This window comes from Mesorhizobium sp. M0598, assembly GCF_040320865.1.
In the GTDB taxonomy this organism is placed as follows: domain Bacteria; phylum Pseudomonadota; class Alphaproteobacteria; order Rhizobiales; family Rhizobiaceae; genus Mesorhizobium.
Map to the genome: position 1 here is coordinate 40,768 of NZ_JAMYQL010000003.1, position 15,817 is coordinate 56,584.

Consider the following 15,817-nt stretch of genomic DNA (forward strand, 5'->3'; position numbering starts at 1 on the left):
ATCGCGATGGAACTAGGGCCTGATGAGAGGGCGAACAGCGTATCCGGCGCTTTTTTGGGCAAACCGTCTCATTGCGTCGTTCGGTAAAGCTCGGACGCGGCCTGCTTCAGTGCCGCCCGTCCATCCGGCCTCAGATACATCATGTGCCCGCCCTCCAGCACCTCGGTGCGAATGGGCTTTGCGCCGGCAAGCGAAGGAATTTGACCAAGCAGGTAGCGCGAGCCCATGTACGGCGTCACCAGGTCGCTGTAGCCGTTGACGATCAGCACGCCGAGGCTGGGGTTTAGCACGCGCGCCTGTTGAAGGTCGTCCATGACACCCGCATAGCCCTGACGCGTCGCGCTCGTCCCATAGTCCCAATTGCCGCTGACTTCACGGTTGAGAAGCCGATAGCTGATATCCGTGCGGAAGTTCAATTCATCACGCACATAGCCGACGAAAGCGGAGGTGAGCGCCGGCACGCTTCGGTCGAGCACCGGATCGGGACCCTCGACTCCCAGGCTCTCTGGCGCCACGTCCGCTGTCGCGATGTTGCCGTCATAGGCGCTGAGAACATTGCCCTTTGCCCGTGCAAACTCCTTGGCGAACAGCCCTATGGGAATGCGTGCAAAGTGCCGCTGGACGAGATCGAGTGGCAGACCGGTGATTGCGGCGACACGCTGGCTCGCCAGGCGTCCACCCTGCTCCAGCCCACCTGCCAGCGCGGCCAGATAATCGCCGAGCGCATAGCGTTCGACTTCCGCCAGCCGCTCCTGCAGGGCCGGGCCGGAAACGCCTTCGCTGTGTAGGCGCACTGCAGCCAGCGACGGCAGTTCCAGCGCCCAGTGGAGCGGCTGGAACTCGTCCGGGCGCACCAGCGTGAATTCGAGCGCCGGCGAAATCAGCACGACGCCACTCGGGCTGATGCCGATGTCTTCCTGAAGCTTCCTGGCGAGCAATGCTGCTCGAAAGCCGCCATAGCTTTCGCCAGCCAGGAAGACAGGCGATGCCGTACGGTTCGTCTGCGCCAGATAGAGCCGGATAAACGCGCCTATCGACGCGGCGTCCTGGCTGACGCCCCAGAAGCTGTGTGCTTCCGTGCCGGGCGCTTCACGGCTGTAACCGGTTCCAACAGGGTCCACAAAGACCAAGTCGGTCATGTCGAGCCAAGTGTCGGGGTTGTCGAACAGCCTCTGCGGCGGCGGCAGGAAACTTCCATCGGCCGCCGTCGCCAGGACCCGCGGACCGAGCGCGCCGAGATGAAGATAAGCGGAAGCTGCTCCCGGACCGCCATTGAACACGAAGGTGATCGGGCGCCGCGGATCCGGTCCCGTTTCTTTCCCGGAATGCAGTGCATAGGCGATGTAGAAAATCTCGGCGGTGATATCGCCTTTGCCGGACGGCAATGACAGCGTGCCGGCCTTGGCCTCGTAATCGAGCGTGCGTCCGGCTATGAGGATCGAATGATCGGAAGTCTGCGGCGGTGGCAGGAGCGAGAGAACCCCGCCTGTGGGCGGCGGCCGCTGGGCCGTCTCCGCGTGACCCACCCCAACTCCGGCAACCAACAGCAGAAGAGCGAGGGCGATTTCTTGCAGCTTGATAGGCATGACGTCTCCGGAGCAATTGGCTGGAAACTAGCACACCGTCGGCCGAACCAAAGTCACAGCACCGTGCGCCAGTACATCTGACAAGAAGAGGGGTCGGATTTGGAAATCCGATGCCCAGGGCGGAAGATAGGGCGCGAGGGTCACGGCGGCAGCCTTAACCTCTTCCAGCAGATGCGTGCGGCGGAATGGCGGACCAAACGACTTCGTGAATTTTCTGCCGGTTGACTCGATTGGCCCACTTCCTAGGTTGGCATTCGGGGCTCCCGTGCAATCCGAAGTTGGTATGACATCTTTCCACACCCGAAAGCTTGCCTTTCTCCTTCTATCGGCAAGCGCCCCCATCCTGTCTTCCTGCGTCATGCCCGACGACACGTCGAGCACTGCGAAGGAAGACGCCACGGCGGCGGCAGCCCGCAGGGAGATGGTCGGCCTTAGCGAGGCGGACGTTCGAATGTGCGCCGGCTTTCCGACCGCCACTGCCGATGTCGGCAAATCCGGCCAGATCTGGACCTATCAGCGCGTCGTTCAACGCGGCAATCTCAACATTGTCGTTCCGACCGTGGCCATTGGCCCCGTCCCGGCGCTGGGAGGTTCCGTCAACGTCGCCCCCGGCGGCTATTGCAACACGCAAATTCGAATGGTTGACGGTCATGTTGCCGAGGTTGCCTACGCCGGCGACAACAACCTGCCGAACAACCGCGATGCGCTCTGTGTCAGCACGGTAGACGCCTGTGTCGCCTACGCCCGTCAGTATCATCCAGGCAGGACAATGGGCAGATAGCGGGATGAGTGGCATTGCCGCTGATCTGAACGCCTGAGATTTCTGGTTTGCCGGCTAGTGACTATCCTCGATCCCGATCGAGCATCACCGATTTGACCTGACATTCCCCGCTCTCAACCGCCGACCCCATCGCGAATAGTGGAGAAATAGCGGTCGGTTCCGACCTGCCCGCCCTTGAGGGCAATTTCCAGCCCATCGATCGCCTTAATGCTTGAATGCGCCACACAAAGTGGCGAGCCCGGCGATGCCGGCAGCGGCATTCGCACAGTCAGCGCGTCGACGCCCATCTGGCCAAGTGCATGGCTCGACGTGTCGCCGCCGGCGATGACCACGCGCAGTAGCTTCTCTTGAAGCGTCAGTTCGCGGAGAACCTCGCCAAGGCCGCGGCCGAGCTTATGGCGGGCGCCTTCCCGGAGATCGATTTCTGCACCGCGGTCGGCCGCAGGTCCGAGCGCGGTGTAGAGGATGACGCTGCGCCCGGCCCGTAGGCTGGAGCGGCCGGTCGCCACCGCGCGCGCAATCGCGTCGTTCGAAGCCTCAGAAACCAGTTCGACCGGGTCGAGCTCGATCCCGTCGAAGCCGTCGGCCAGAGCATGACGGATCTGTCGTTCCGTCGTCGGCGAGCAGCTCCCCGAGACCACGGCGATCCTGTCGGCAGCGCCCGGCGGCGAAAAGGCGGATTTGGTATGCACGATCCGGTTCGATGCCCATTCGACCAGCAAGGCATATTCGATGCCTGAAGAGCCGACGACGAAATAACCGCCCGCCTTGCGAGCGCGCCAAATCTCCTTGCCGGCAAGTGCCTGGGTTTCCAGGCTATCGACATCGACAAGCACGATACCTGAGCCATTCTCCACAAGCCGGTCGAATGCTTTCGACCGCGACGCAGACTGCAGCGTCGCCAGGTCGACCAGGCCCGAGGCGAGGCTGGTCTGGCGCGACAGATGGATCAGTAGGTCGGATTCGTCCATCGGCGTGGTCGGATGGCGGCTCATCACGGGATGGCGGTCGATGCGGAAATATTTTTCGCGATAGGCCGCGAACAGATGACCGAAGGCGGTGTAGCGCTTCAGCTGCGGCGCGCCGACCACCAGCGGCACGCCGTCTTGCCGGAAAACCGAGCGGCCGATTTCGATCGCCCGGCCGATGCTGCCGATTGCCGGGCTGGAATCGAAGGTCGAGCAGACCTTGTAGTGGCAGATCTCGGCGTTGACGGTCTTCAGCCAGGCGAAGGCATCTTGCAGATGCGTGTCCATCCACTGCGGCGTCTCGCTGCGGCTGGTGCCGGCCAGCCCGAGGGCGCGGCAATGCGCAAATTGCGAAAGCAGCGCCTCGTCCGGCTGGCGCATGAACAGGACGGTCGGCACGCCGCCGAGCTCGAGCGCCTCCATAACGTCGGTCGAGCCGGTCAGGTCGTCGCCATAGTAACTCAGAAGCAGGTTTTGCATGGCGTCAGGCCGCCTCGCCGCCGCCGAACTTCTCGATCGACCGCGCCAGCTCGACATGGCTCAAGGCATAATCCGCCAACGGAATGTCTTGGACCGCCGCCTGCCAGGCCTGCTGCACGGCGCGCACGCCGGCGCCCGGCCCGTCCGGGTGGCTGACGATGCCACCGCCGCAGAGATAGAGAAGATCGACCGTCCGGTCGGTTCGCTGGAAGGTTTCAGGCGCCTGCCCGCCCCACTGGCCGGAGCCGGCGACCGGCAATGCGCAATCGGCCGGCGAAAAGATCGGCGTGGTCACCGCCTTGAAGGATTCGACGAAGGACCAGTCGGGTTCCCAGTATTTCGAGGCGATGCCGTTGATCTGGAACTGGTCGACGCCGAGCAACCGCCAGAACTGCTGCCAGACCTTGAAATCCATGCCGAGGCCGGGATGGCGGGTGAGAATGTCCCAGCCATTGCGGTGGGCATGGAGCACCAGGCTGGAGCGCTTTCGGAGGTAAGCCATGCCACCAAAGCCGATCGAATTGATGTTGACCACCGCGCAATTGCCGCCGGCCTTTGCCACCAGATCGTGGTTTCGCATCATCTCGTCGGGATCGGCATGTGAAATGCCGAAGGCATACATGACCTTCTTACCGGTCTTCTGCTCGTGGTCGAGGATCAGCGGCATGATTGCCCTCACTCGCTCCGACAGCGGTGAATAGGCCGGGCTCATCAGCTTCTCGTCGTCCTTGATGAAGTCGACGCCGGCGGCAATCAGCTCTTGCGCCATTGCGGCCGTCTCGTACGGGCGGAGTCCCAGCGCCGGCTTGACGATGGTCCCGATGATCGGACGATCCGCGACACCGGTCAGCCTGCGGCTGCCCGTGACGCCGAATTGCGGGCCCGGATGCGCGCCCCGGTACTCCTCGGGTAGCTTCATGTCGACGACACGGATGCCGGACAGGCCCTTGATCGAAAAGGTGCCGCCGATGGCGATGGTCATCAGCGCCGACAGGTCGGTGCCGATGGCGTCCAGCGGAAAGGCGATATCGATGTCGGCGCGCTTGACCGGGCCGTTGCGTGCTTCGGGGCTTGCTCCGGAACCGGTTTCGGGAAGGGACGGCCGGTCCGCGTCCGGCAGATGCCGTATCGCCAGGACTCGCGCTGCGACCCTGGCCTTGAGCTCTTCGGTCTCGCCGGCCAGCGCGACGAAGGTTCCGGTCGACTGGTCGCTTGCAATCTTGGCCGCCAGCGCCTCGATATTGCCGGGCGTTTCGATGCGATAGGTAAGAACAATCATATTCGCGCGGCCTGCCGGGGAGGTTTCGAAAAAGGTTCCTTGGCCCTCGAAATCTGGTATAATGAGTACATAAGCATTGCAAGCCCTATCCGGCTTGGCGGTAAGGGCGAGCCGGCAGCAGGCGTTCCGGAATTCACGGCGGAAATGCTAGATAGGGGCCGGTCAAAGGAGTGATTCGCGACGATGAACCGTTCGGAGCCGATCGTCCGGCGCAAGCTTTCCGACGAAGTATTCTTGAGACTGAAGCGCCTGATCACCAGCGGCGAATTGCTGCCGGGTGACGACATGCCGTCGGAGCGCGAATTGATGGAGCGCTTCGAGGTCGGCAGGCCGGCGATCCGCGAGGCGATGCAGGCGTTGAGCAATATGGGGCTGGTCGCGATCTCGCATGGTGAGCGTGCCAAGGTGCTGCAGCTCACCGCCAAGTCGATTATCAAGCAGGTCGACGGCGCAGCCAAGATCATCCTGTCGTCATCGAAGGACACGCTCGAGCACCTCAAGAACGCGCGCATCTTCTTCGAGCGCGGCATGGTCAAGGAAGCTGCAGAAAAGGCCACAGCCGAGGACGTGCAGCGGCTGCGGGAAACGGTCGCCGAGCAGCGCAGCCATCGTGGCAACTCGGAAGCCTTCATATCCGCCGACATGAAATTCCACACACAGATCGCGGCAATATCCGGCAACCCGATCTATGTCGCCGTCAGCGAGGCAATGCTTGGCTGGCTAAAGGAATACCACACCGAAATGCTGATCTGGACCGGCAAGGAAAAGTTCACGCTGACCGAGCACGAAGAGATCGTCGGACGCATCGAAGCCAAGGATGCGGATGGCGCCGAGAAGGCGATGATCAAGCACCTCGAACGCTCGCGCGCGCTCTACGTGATGAATTCCGGCAACTGAAAATCAAGTGCAGGTCACGACCGGCGTCGCGGTCGGACCTTGTTCTCGGCCTACTGGCTGACCACAGATCAGCCTGAGCCCGGACCGACGCAGTTTTATGTTGCCGTCTGAATCCGGTGTATGTGCCGCGTTGTTTTCATTCAGCGATTTCAGCATTTGCATCTTCCCAGCCATGGGCTTCCACGGGCCGCTTCGTCCGCAGCCCGCATAGGCTCTCCTGGAGGCGCCCCGCTTGTTCTGGAACTGGCAATTCTTGCAAAGACTATGCTAGACTTGCCGCACGGCGAGAACGACACCGGGAGAACCGCAATGCCTGGCAGGAGCCTCCACGTTGTGATCTGGCTGCCGTGGAATTTCTATTCGGCCGTCGTCTCGACGCTCGTGGAAATGTTTCAGCTTGTGAATGACGTCTGCCGTTCACAGGTTCTCTCCTGTGAATTCGTTTCAAGAGGCGCGCCGTCGGCATCAAGCACAGGAATTTTCTTCCCGACGAAGGCTCAACCATCCCGGAAAATGGATGTCCTGATTCTCATTGCCATGCCGGGTGTCGAGATTCCGGAGCTTCTGCGCTCGCTCGACGAGGAGAGTGAACATTCAAAACCGCTGATCGCGCTCGCGCAACAGCAGGACGCAATCATCGCAGCACATTGCGGCGCGTGTTATCTGCTCGCCAATTCGGGATTATTGGACGGTAAACGCGCAACGATATCCTGGTGGCTGAAAGCCGAGGCAAGCCGCCGGTTTCCGCAAGTGCGATGGGACGCTTCCCGCCTGCTCATTCGCCAGGACCGCCTTTACACATGCGGAGGCGGGTTTTCCGGACTCGAACTCGCCAGGGCTTTGCTGATCGATCTGGGCTTCTCGAAGGAGGAGCGGATCATTCGAAAACTTCTGGTTCTTCCTCCGCCGCGCAAATTCCAGAGTCCCTACGAATTTTCTCTCGACGAAATTTCGAACGAGGCCAGCCCATTCGAGAACAAGCTGCGCGAGCTCTCGAACGACAAGATGTCGGAAATCGATCTGAAATTTCTGGCAACCGAATTGGGCATGTCTTCGCGAACCCTGTCTCGCAGATTTTTCGACGAACTCCAGACAACGCCGGGAAAATGGATCCAGGAAAGGCGGCTGGAGTTGGCAAAATCCATGCTTGAGGAAACGAAACTGAGCGTTTCAGAAATTTGCTATCGGGTGGGATATCAGGACGTCGCCTCGTTCAGCCGTCTTTTTTCCAAGACAACTGGAATGGCACCAGGCGAGTTTCGAAAGCAGATCCGGTGACAAGTCGGCAACGGAAGTGCTGCCGCTACGGGCAACTGCTGCCGAAGTGCGGCTATCCAAGAGCCTCGGCAAATGACTTCAGCCGATCCGGACGATTGCGTAGGGTGTCATCACAAGATGGTCTCGGCCCGACGTGTCTCGCGGAATCTTGCGCGACATTCGTCCATCCCAGATATTCAGAAAACCCTGATCGGAGCCGAGCCCGGAAACATCGACCGGAAAATCGTCCGGGGTAAGGTTCGCCAGCCAGACGATGATCTTGCCTGTCTGGGAGCGGCCGGCAAGTGCCAGCACCCGCCTCTCATCGGTCGTTGTCACCGCCACATGCGCATGGCCGGCCAGATCGCAAAGTCCTTTCACCGCGTGGAAAATCGGCCGGGGTGCACCTTCTTCGACAGGTTCGCCCGACGAGGCCAGTACGCCGAATGGTCCGGTGAAGCTGCAGAGCGTGAGCATTTCGAGCCCGGCCGGCGCAACGCGCGCGGCATAGCCGATCGTCCATGCGGCCCCGAACAGCCCGGCATGGCGAGGGTCGCGGTCAGCCATGGCAATGCGCTGATTGTCGGGATTGGCCTTGGTCGCGCCGCCATAAGGGTTCTGGCGCATGGCAATGGTCGACGGCCCGATCCGATAAGGTATTGTTCCGAAGATCGTTCGTACTGACGCCGTGATGAAAGGCAGTGCCTCCAGCGATTGCATGACGCTGAGATCGTCGGCGGCGTGCACGATCGGGCAGGTGCAATGCGTGACGAAATCGAGCGGGTCAGCCGGCACACGCTTGCGATTGAGTTCGGTGAAATAACTGAACATGCCGCCGCCGAGGCGGGTGTCGGGAAAGGCGCGCCGCGCCGCGGCATAGACGTCTTCGAGCGGTGGGCATTGCGGCCATGCGCTGCCCGGCGGCGTCGACTGCCGGTCGACCGAGGGCGAGACGGCAATGGCCGAAAGCTTGAGCCCGGCCTGGCGCACCATGTCGGCGACGCCTGAAAGCTCGGCGTCGAGATCGCCGTCGCCGCCAATGACACATTCGAGCGTTGTCCGGACTGGATAGGCGGCGGCGAGCTGGGCGTAGGCCCGCAAGGCGTCGAGTCCATGGCCACGCGTCGGGTCGTAATGGAACATCAATTGCTGCGGACCAAGCTCGGACAGCATCGGCAGCTTGCCCAGCGCCGCCTCGACCTCATCCGGATAGACGATCACGCCGATATCCGGCAGCCCCGGTCCGGCTTTGCCGAGCGTGACGCGAATTGGTTCGACGGTTGCCGCAGCCGCCGGCACTTTCCCGCGACCCGCTATCCGCAAGCTGATGGTTTGGCGGAAGGTCTCGCCGGCCGGCAGCACATAGGGCCATGGCAGCGCCAGCGGCCGAACATAGGTCTTGTAGGAGGCATCCGACCAATTGCGCTGGTCCTCCATCTCGAAAGTGTCGCCTTCCATCCGGCATTCGGCGGTGACGTTGGGCCGGACTTCATGAGTGATCGCCCGCAAATCCTTGAAAGGTTGCCAGGCATCGATCAGCTCTGGAAGCCGCGTCGCGACCACGCTGCCGTCGGTATGCTCTACCGTGACCGGGCTGCCGGCCAGGCCGGCAATCGGATGCAGGATGCAGAAGCCACAGCGATTGGTTTCGAAATCGCTGTCGGGAAGAGTGCTCACGTCGAAGACCAATTGGCCATCGGCGGAGCCCTTGATGGTTGCGCGGAAGTCGAGCCGGCTGCCGTCCGGTGCCCGGCAATTTGCCGAATAGCTGACGTAAAAAGCCTCGGCATTTTGTTCGATGGCAAGATCGGCCAGTCTCGGCTCGTAGGTGCCCCAGTCGCGATCCCTGACGATGTAGGCGATGGCGCGCAGAACTTCGGTGCCGCCATGCCGAATGCTGCGCAGATTGCCGTTGACGAAGTCCGCCGTCAGCGCGCCGGCGCGCAGCCTGACCGGTTCGGCTTCAACGGCACGTGTGCCGTAGAGCAGGAAGGCGTCGGCTGTCATTTCAGCAAGGCGTCGAGTTGCACCGGCTCCCGGCTTGCGGCGCCGGCATACGCCGCCTCTACCAGCGCCAATGTCTTGAGGTTGTCCGCGCCCGAGGTCGCGGGCTCGGTTCCGTTGGTCAAGCAATCGACCCAATGCCGCTGGATTGCGACGACGCTTTCCTGGATGTTGTGCCATGGTCGCGATGCCCAGGCCAGCAGCGGTGGCGAGACATCGCTGACGACCGTCCCGCTTCTTCCGGTGACGGTGAGCCGGTAGCCCTGCGCCAGCCGGATCGTGCCGTCGCTGCCGTCGATCTCGATCAGCGTCTCGGGGAACGGCTCTGTCGCGAGCTTGCTCGCGTAGCTGCAGTCGACCATGGTAGTGGCGCCGCTCGTGTGGTCCATCAGCATCGTCGCAACGTCCTCGCCGGCAATGCCGGGATTGATGCGCGCCGTTCGCGCAGTGACGGTCGAGACGTCGCCCAGCAGGAAGCGGGCGATGTCGAGGATGTGGATACCCAGATCCTCGATGATGAAGCGCTTTCCCGTCGCCAGATAAGGCTGGCCGGAAAACACGTCATAAGCCGAGCGGAACGAGATCCGTCCGAAAAAGGGGGTGCCGATTTCGGCGCTGTCGAGCACGGTACGCACCGCCTGGATCGGCGACTGCCAGCGAAAATTCTCATGCACCATCAGCGGCACGCCGGCGTCAGCACAGGCCTTTACCATCGCCTTGGCATCGGCAAGCGTCGGCGCAAACGGTTTTTGGCAGATTGCCGGAACGCCGTGCTGCGCCGCCATCTCCACGAGCATTCTGTGGCTTGGTGCGGTGGTGGCGATGTCGACGAAATCCAGCCTTTCGCCGGCAAACAGCGCTGCCGCGTCGGTATAGCGCCGCGCGACCCCGAACTGGTCGCCGACGATCCGTAGCCGGTCCGGATCGCGGTCGCAGATGGCGGTGATCGAGGCGCCCTCTATGTCGCGCCAGGCATGCATCTGGTTGACGGCAAAGAAGCCGCAGCCGATCAGCGCTCCACGCAGTTCCGCCATGTCAGCCGGCCTTTGCCATCTGCATCAGCGTGACACGGCTCTGCAGCCGGCGCTGTGCCTGATCGACGACGACGGCGACGATGATGACGAGGCCCTTGATCACCATCTGCCAGAACGAGCTCACTCCCATCATCACCAGCCCGTCGGAAAGGATGCCGATGACGAAGGCACCGACAATGGTGCCGCCGATCGTGCCGCGACCGCCCGACATCGAGGTGCCGCCGAGCACCGCCGCGGCAATGGCGTTCAGCTCGAAGCTCTCTCCGGTTGCCGGATGCGACGCCATCAGCTCGGACGAGATGATCAGCCCGACGATCGCCGCGCAGAAGCCGGAGAACATGTAGACGAACATCTTCACCATATTGACGCGGACGCCCGAAATCCGCGCCGCCCGCTCATTGCCGCCGACGGCGAAGATGTGGCGGCCGAGCGGGGTGTATTTGGCGAGATAGGCCGCCCCTACCGCAACAACGACCAAGATCCATATGGAAACCGGCAAGCCGAGCAGCCGGCCGGCGCCGAGGTAGCCGAACCCTGTGGTGCCGAGCTCGGGCTTGCCGACGAGATTGGGGAAAGTACGGCCGTCCGACGACAGCAGCGCCAGGCCGCGTGCGACATAGAGCACGCCGAGCGTGGCGATGAACGGCGCAACGTTAAGCCTGGTGATCAGCAAGCCGTTGACGGCGCCGATCAATATGCCGACCGCAAGCGTGATCAGCGCGATCTCGAAGACGTTGAAATAGATGGTATAGCCGACCTGCAGGTCGATGCCGTTCAACACGAGATAGCCGGCCACCATGCCGCACAGGCCGACGATCGAGCCGACCGACAGGTCGATGCCGCCGGTGATGATGACGAAGGTCATGCCCATTGCGAGGAATGCGTTCAGCGCCACGTGCTTCGACATCAGGATAAGATTGGCGGCCGATAGGAAATTGGGGGCGGCTATCGAGAAGAATAACAGCACGGCGATCAGCGCGATGAACGTCCTCGCCTTCATCAGCGTCAGCAGGACCGAGCCGCCCGACATGGAGTTGACCGCCGCCTTGGCTGGGATGTCAGTCATGCGCCTTGCTCTCCGTGCGGGACCGGTCCGTGGCCGAAGGCCGAGGCAGCGACGAGTGCGGCCTCCGTCGCCTCGGCGCGGTCGAACATGCCGGTCAGTTTTCCATTGCTCATCACCGCGATGCGGTCGGACAACGCCATCACTTCGTCGAGATCGGAGGTGGCAAACAGAATCCCGAGGCCGTCGCGCGACAGCTTGCGCATGGTGCGAAACACGTCGGCCTTGGCGCCGACGTCGATGCCGCGGCTGGGCTCGTCCATCAACAGCACCTTCGGGCCGGTGAGCAGCGCCTTGCCGATCACCACCTTCTGCTGGTTGCCGCCTGACAGCGACGAGACTTCCTGCGCCGGATCGGCGACCTTGATCGCCAGTTCGCGCACCGTCCGGACCACCGCCTGTCTTTCGGCGGCACCGCGAATGTGGAACAGGCGCACGAACCGCGACAGGCTGGCCAGCGTCAGATTGCTGGCGACGGAGAGGATCGACACCAGCCCTTCGCGCTGGCGGTCTTCGGGGATCAGCGCCAGGCCGCGCCGGATGCGCCGCGTCGTGTCGCGCTCGTGCACTTTTTTGCCGGCAATGAATATCGTGCCCGTCGAATGGCCGTGGCGGCCCATGATGCAGTCGAACAGCTCGCTGCGTCCGGCGCCCATCAGGCCATAGATGCCGAGAATTTCGCCGGCGCGCAGCGACAGCGAGACGTGATCGACCGCAAGCCCGCCGGTGACGCGCGGCAGGCAGATGTCCTCGGCGCGGAATATTTCCTCGCCCGGCACATGGCCGTCGGCCTTGGCGAAGTCCTTGGCGTCCGAGCCGATCATCTGCCGCACGATCCACTGGGTGTCGACGTCTTTCATCTCCGCCTGGCCGGTGATGCGGCCGTCGCGCAGCACCGTGATGGTGTCGCCGATGCGGATCAGCTCCTCGAGCCGGTGCGAGATGTAGACGATTGCCACGCCGCGTGCCTTGAGGTCGGCAATCACCTTGAACAGGATCTCGACTTCCGCCGCGCTGAGCGCCGAGGTCGGTTCATCCATGATCAGGATGCGCGCATCGAGCGAAACCGCCTTGGCGATCTCGACCAGCTGCTGCTGGCCGATGCGCAGATCCTCGACCAGCATGTCGGGCCGGATGCCGGCTTCCAGGCGTTCAAGGAACTCCGCCGCGCGGCGCTCCTGCTCCTTGCGGTCGATCTTGTGGAAGCGGTTGGTGATCTCGCGGGTGGCGAAAATATTTTCGGCGACAGTCAGATTGCCGAACAGATTCAGCTCCTGGAAAACCATGCCGATGCCGCGGCTCACGGCATCACCGGAAGACGAGAATGAAACCTCCTCGCGGTCCAGCAAGATGCGCCCGAGCGTCGGTTGCTCGACGCCGGCGATGATCTTCATCAGCGTCGATTTGCCGGCTCCGTTTTCGCCGACCAGCACGTTGACCGCGCCTTTGCGCACTTCGAAATTCGCCCGCTTGACCGCGACGGTGCCGGAATAGACTTTCGAGACGTCCTCCAGCTTCAGGATGACATCTTGATCGCCGGTCATGGCTTCGGCCCAATCTTTGCCGCCGCCGGCGTCACCAGCGGCAGGTCCTGGCCACTGCCCGGCGTATAGGCGCCAAGTACCTCGACGCTGCGGCCCTCGAGTGCCTCGCGCGGCAGCTTGGAAAGCACGGTCTTGTCGGCGTAGGCGTTGAAGGCCTTGCCGAACTGGGCGAAGTCGATCTGGTTGGTGAAATCGTTGAACTGGATGAAGTCGAGGCTGTCGCGCAGCGCGGTTCCGCGCATGGCGGGTCCGATCTGCACCCGCGCGTCCGCCTTGCCGTCGCCGTCGGCATCGACGTCCATCGTCGCCGCGCGTGACTGTGTGTTGGCTGCAACGACCTTGCCCTCGAGCCGAACCGCGAAGGTCCATGGCGAATTCGCCTGCTTCTTCGGGTTGCCGTATTTGGCGCCGGCAGCGGCGGGATCGGTCTTGGCCAAGGTGTGAACCTCGGCAAACGGCCCGGCCTTCTGCTGCAGATAGGGTATGACTTTCGCCGCCCAGATGTCCTCGACCATCTTGTCGGGATTGAACGCGGAGCCAGTGCCGCCGTTTTCCGCCGACGGCGTCGGCAGGATCTTGCAGGCGGTCAGGCTGCCTATTGCTGCGAGGAACGACGCGACAAGGATCGGCCGGGTCAGCGTGTTGAACATGTCGGCTCGTTCGGCATGGCAGTCAGGAGCACCCAGAGAAATGGAAGCAAGGGCGAAATGGAAGCAAGGGACGAACCGGAGGCTCGTCCCTTGCTGCTGATGTTACGCCGGCTCAGTTGGTGAGCGCGAACGTCTCCAGCTTGGCGGCATTGTCGCCATTGACCAGGACGCAGTCCATCAATTGCTTTTCCTCGGCCGGAGACTTCTTGTTTTTGATGAAGTCGTTGGCCTGCTCGACCGCCATCTGCGCCTGCGCGAAGGCCGGCTGCAGGACTGTCGCCTTGATGCCGCCGGAGGTGATCGAGTCGCGCACGTCGTTCGATCCGTCGAAGCCGACGACGATGACGTCCTTGCGGCCGGCAGCGGCAAGTGCCGCATAAGCGCCCATCGCCATCGTGTCGTTGCCGGAGATCACGCCCTTGATATCGGGATTGGCCTGGAGGATCGATTCCATCTTTGAATAGGCCTCGGTCTGGCTCCAATTGGCCGACTGCTGCGCCACCATCTTCAGGTCCGGATAGTCGTCGATGACGTCGTGGTAACCCTTGGAGCGGATGCCGGCATTGGTGTCGGATTCCTTACCGACGAGCTCGACGAAATTACCCTTCTCGCCCATCAGCTTGACGAATTCCTGCGCGCCGAGCTGGGCGCCCTGATAATTGTTGGAGACGATCTGCGCGACGGCAACGCCGGTGGCATTGATCTCGCGATCGATCAGGAAGGAAGGAACGCCTGCGTCCTTGGCTTTCTGCACTGCGGCGACGGTGGCGTCGGCGCCGGCATTATCGAGGATGATCGCCTTGGCGCCGCGGCCGATCGCCGTGTCGATCAATTCGGACTGCTTGTTGGCGTCGTCGTCATGGACGAGCACCAACGCCTCGTAGCCGAGTTCCTTGGCCTTGGCCTCCGCGCCGACAGCTTCCGCCTTGAAGAACGGATTGTCATGCGAGGGCGTGATGATGGCGATCAGATCCGCCGCGTAGGCGGGTGCGGCGGTGCCAAGCGCCAGCATGCCGGCAAAAGCCGCAAGCGTCATTCTGCGTGTCAGTTTCATGTATTCCTCCCGTTGAAAATCCGTGCCTTATCCCAAGGCTATATGCATTCGATTTCGTTAGCCGGCCGTAGGCGGCGGGTCGCGTCAGATTCACAAGCCCTTGGCCGGCTTCACCTCGACGGATCGCTCCCCCTATCCTCCACTCATCCAGCGCCTGATCCTGCTGCGAAGCTTGACGGTCCGATCCATCGAACAGCTAAGCCAACTGGTATAATGAGTCAATGACAATTTCAGGTGACATGTTCCGGAGAACGCGTCGCTGCCCTCAAGTGATGCGCTGAATGCTCGCGGCAATCTCCTCCGGCTCGAACACCCGCTTCCAGTCGTCGCGCATCAGCACCGGCTTGCCGAACTCTATCGCCTTGTTGCAGGCGTCGGAGAACACGCCTTTGGTCTCGCCGAAGATGACGGCGCCAAGCACGTTCATATGACCAAGCAGGAAGTCGAGCGCCGCCTGCTTGTCGACCCCGCGCGCCACCACCTCGTCGACCGCCTCTTTCATGACGACGAGCAGCGAAGCGCATACCGTTTCAGAAAGGCCGGGCTCGAGCAGGGCCATCTGATCGACCGTGACGCGATGCGAGCGCATGACCGGCGCCCAGATGATTTTTGCGATCGCCTCACCCTTGGCGAAATCCTCCTCCGGTCCCTGCATCAAGGCGCTGACCATATGCTGCTTGGCCTTGACGCCGCCGAAATAATCCTTCTTGGCCGCCATGTCGGTCTCGTCGTTGAAGATCGGCGGATGGCACGGGTGGGTGACGAAATAGGTCAGGTCCGGCCGCTTCGGCAAATGCCCGGCGAAAGGTGCCGCGGCGTCGAGCACGACGACCATGGTGCCTGATGCAAGCTTGCTCTCGATACTCGCCGCGACCTTGCCGATGTGCGTGTCCGGCACCGCCAGGATCACCACATCGGCGCCATCAAGCGCCTCATCGGCGCTGACGGCATCGATGCCGAGGCCCGACTTAAGCCGCTCGCGGCCGGCGTCGCTGACCTCGACATGGCGTATCGTATAGGGAGATCCGCGAAAATTGGTCGACAGACGGTAACCCATTTTGCCGCCCGCACCAAACAGCGCAATCGTTGTCATGTGTCCGTTACTCCTGAATTCCAACGACGGCCCTGCCGATCGTCATCCCATTGACTTGTATGCACATTGCCGCCGGTTGGCGGATTAGAAAACGCAGGGGAGCCGCCGCTCAAATGACGATGCCATG

General features: G+C 62.4%; 13 protein-coding genes. 3 read left to right on the forward strand and 10 right to left on the reverse strand.

What is annotated here, in order from left to right; translation table 11 throughout:
• Positions 1 to 68 precede the first annotated feature (68 nt).
• Complete coding sequence (locus NKI59_RS05185; RefSeq protein WP_352702771.1) at positions 69 to 1,586, reverse strand: S10 family peptidase; 1,518 nt, start codon at positions 1,584 to 1,586, stop codon at positions 69 to 71.
• A gap of 283 nt (positions 1,587 to 1,869) precedes the next feature.
• Here NKI59_RS05185 and NKI59_RS05190 point away from each other — a divergent pair, with 283 nt between their 5' ends.
• Positions 1,870 to 2,367 (forward strand): hypothetical protein, encoded by a 498-nt coding sequence (locus NKI59_RS05190; protein ID WP_352448144.1) that lies wholly within the window; start codon positions 1,870 to 1,872, stop codon positions 2,365 to 2,367.
• A 113-nt stretch (positions 2,368 to 2,480) separates the two neighbouring features.
• Here NKI59_RS05190 and NKI59_RS05195 read toward each other — a convergent pair whose 3' ends face one another.
• The gene (locus tag NKI59_RS05195) at positions 2,481 to 3,815 is read right to left on the reverse strand and encodes a four-carbon acid sugar kinase family protein (protein WP_352702773.1); all 1,335 of its coding nucleotides are present in this window, start codon (positions 3,813 to 3,815) and stop codon (positions 2,481 to 2,483) included.
• A 4-nt stretch (positions 3,816 to 3,819) separates the two neighbouring features.
• Positions 3,820 to 5,094 carry a 3-oxo-isoapionate-4-phosphate decarboxylase OiaX gene (gene oiaX, locus NKI59_RS05200; RefSeq protein WP_352702775.1) on the reverse strand — a complete coding sequence of 425 codons (1,275 nt, stop codon included), beginning with the start codon at positions 5,092 to 5,094 and terminating at the stop codon, positions 3,820 to 3,822.
• Positions 5,095 to 5,277: 183 nt separating this feature from the next.
• Here oiaX and NKI59_RS05205 point away from each other — a divergent pair, with 183 nt between their 5' ends.
• Complete coding sequence (locus NKI59_RS05205; RefSeq protein WP_352633582.1) at positions 5,278 to 5,991, forward strand: transcriptional regulator NanR; 714 nt, start codon at positions 5,278 to 5,280, stop codon at positions 5,989 to 5,991.
• A gap of 333 nt (positions 5,992 to 6,324) precedes the next feature.
• Complete coding sequence (locus tag NKI59_RS05210; RefSeq protein ID WP_352702778.1) at positions 6,325 to 7,269, forward strand: GlxA family transcriptional regulator; 945 nt, start codon at positions 6,325 to 6,327, stop codon at positions 7,267 to 7,269.
• Between the two features lie 78 nt (positions 7,270 to 7,347).
• Here the strand turns inward: NKI59_RS05210 and apnL are convergent, their stop codons facing one another.
• The 7 genes from apnL to NKI59_RS05245 form a co-directional block, all read right to left on the reverse strand.
• Complete coding sequence (gene apnL, locus NKI59_RS05215) at positions 7,348 to 9,255, reverse strand: D-apionate lactonase (RefSeq protein WP_352702780.1); 1,908 nt, start codon at positions 9,253 to 9,255, stop codon at positions 7,348 to 7,350.
• Positions 9,252 to 10,286, reverse strand: a complete 1,035-nt coding sequence (locus tag NKI59_RS05220; RefSeq protein ID WP_352702783.1) for a Gfo/Idh/MocA family protein — start codon at positions 10,284 to 10,286, stop codon at positions 9,252 to 9,254. The genes apnL and NKI59_RS05220 overlap by 4 nt, the downstream gene beginning before the upstream one ends.
• 1 nt (position 10,287) lies before the next feature.
• Positions 10,288 to 11,352 (reverse strand): ABC transporter permease, encoded by a 1,065-nt coding sequence (locus NKI59_RS05225; RefSeq protein ID WP_352568081.1) that lies wholly within the window; start codon positions 11,350 to 11,352, stop codon positions 10,288 to 10,290.
• Positions 11,349 to 12,893, reverse strand: coding sequence for a sugar ABC transporter ATP-binding protein (locus NKI59_RS05230; protein ID WP_352702785.1), 1,545 nt, complete (start codon positions 12,891 to 12,893; stop codon positions 11,349 to 11,351). Before NKI59_RS05230 ends, NKI59_RS05225 begins: the two co-directional genes overlap by 4 nt.
• Positions 12,890 to 13,543 carry a DUF2291 family protein gene (locus NKI59_RS05235; protein WP_352702787.1) on the reverse strand — a complete coding sequence of 218 codons (654 nt, stop codon included), beginning with the start codon at positions 13,541 to 13,543 and terminating at the stop codon, positions 12,890 to 12,892. Before NKI59_RS05235 ends, NKI59_RS05230 begins: the two co-directional genes overlap by 4 nt.
• 112 nt (positions 13,544 to 13,655) lie before the next feature.
• Positions 13,656 to 14,597, reverse strand: coding sequence for a D-ribose ABC transporter substrate-binding protein (locus NKI59_RS05240; protein WP_023675475.1), 942 nt, complete (start codon positions 14,595 to 14,597; stop codon positions 13,656 to 13,658).
• A gap of 265 nt (positions 14,598 to 14,862) precedes the next feature.
• Positions 14,863 to 15,690: a phosphogluconate dehydrogenase C-terminal domain-containing protein gene (locus NKI59_RS05245; RefSeq protein WP_352568083.1), complete on the reverse strand. Its 828-nt coding sequence runs from the start codon at positions 15,688 to 15,690 to the stop codon at positions 14,863 to 14,865.
• Positions 15,691 to 15,817 lie beyond the last annotated feature (127 nt).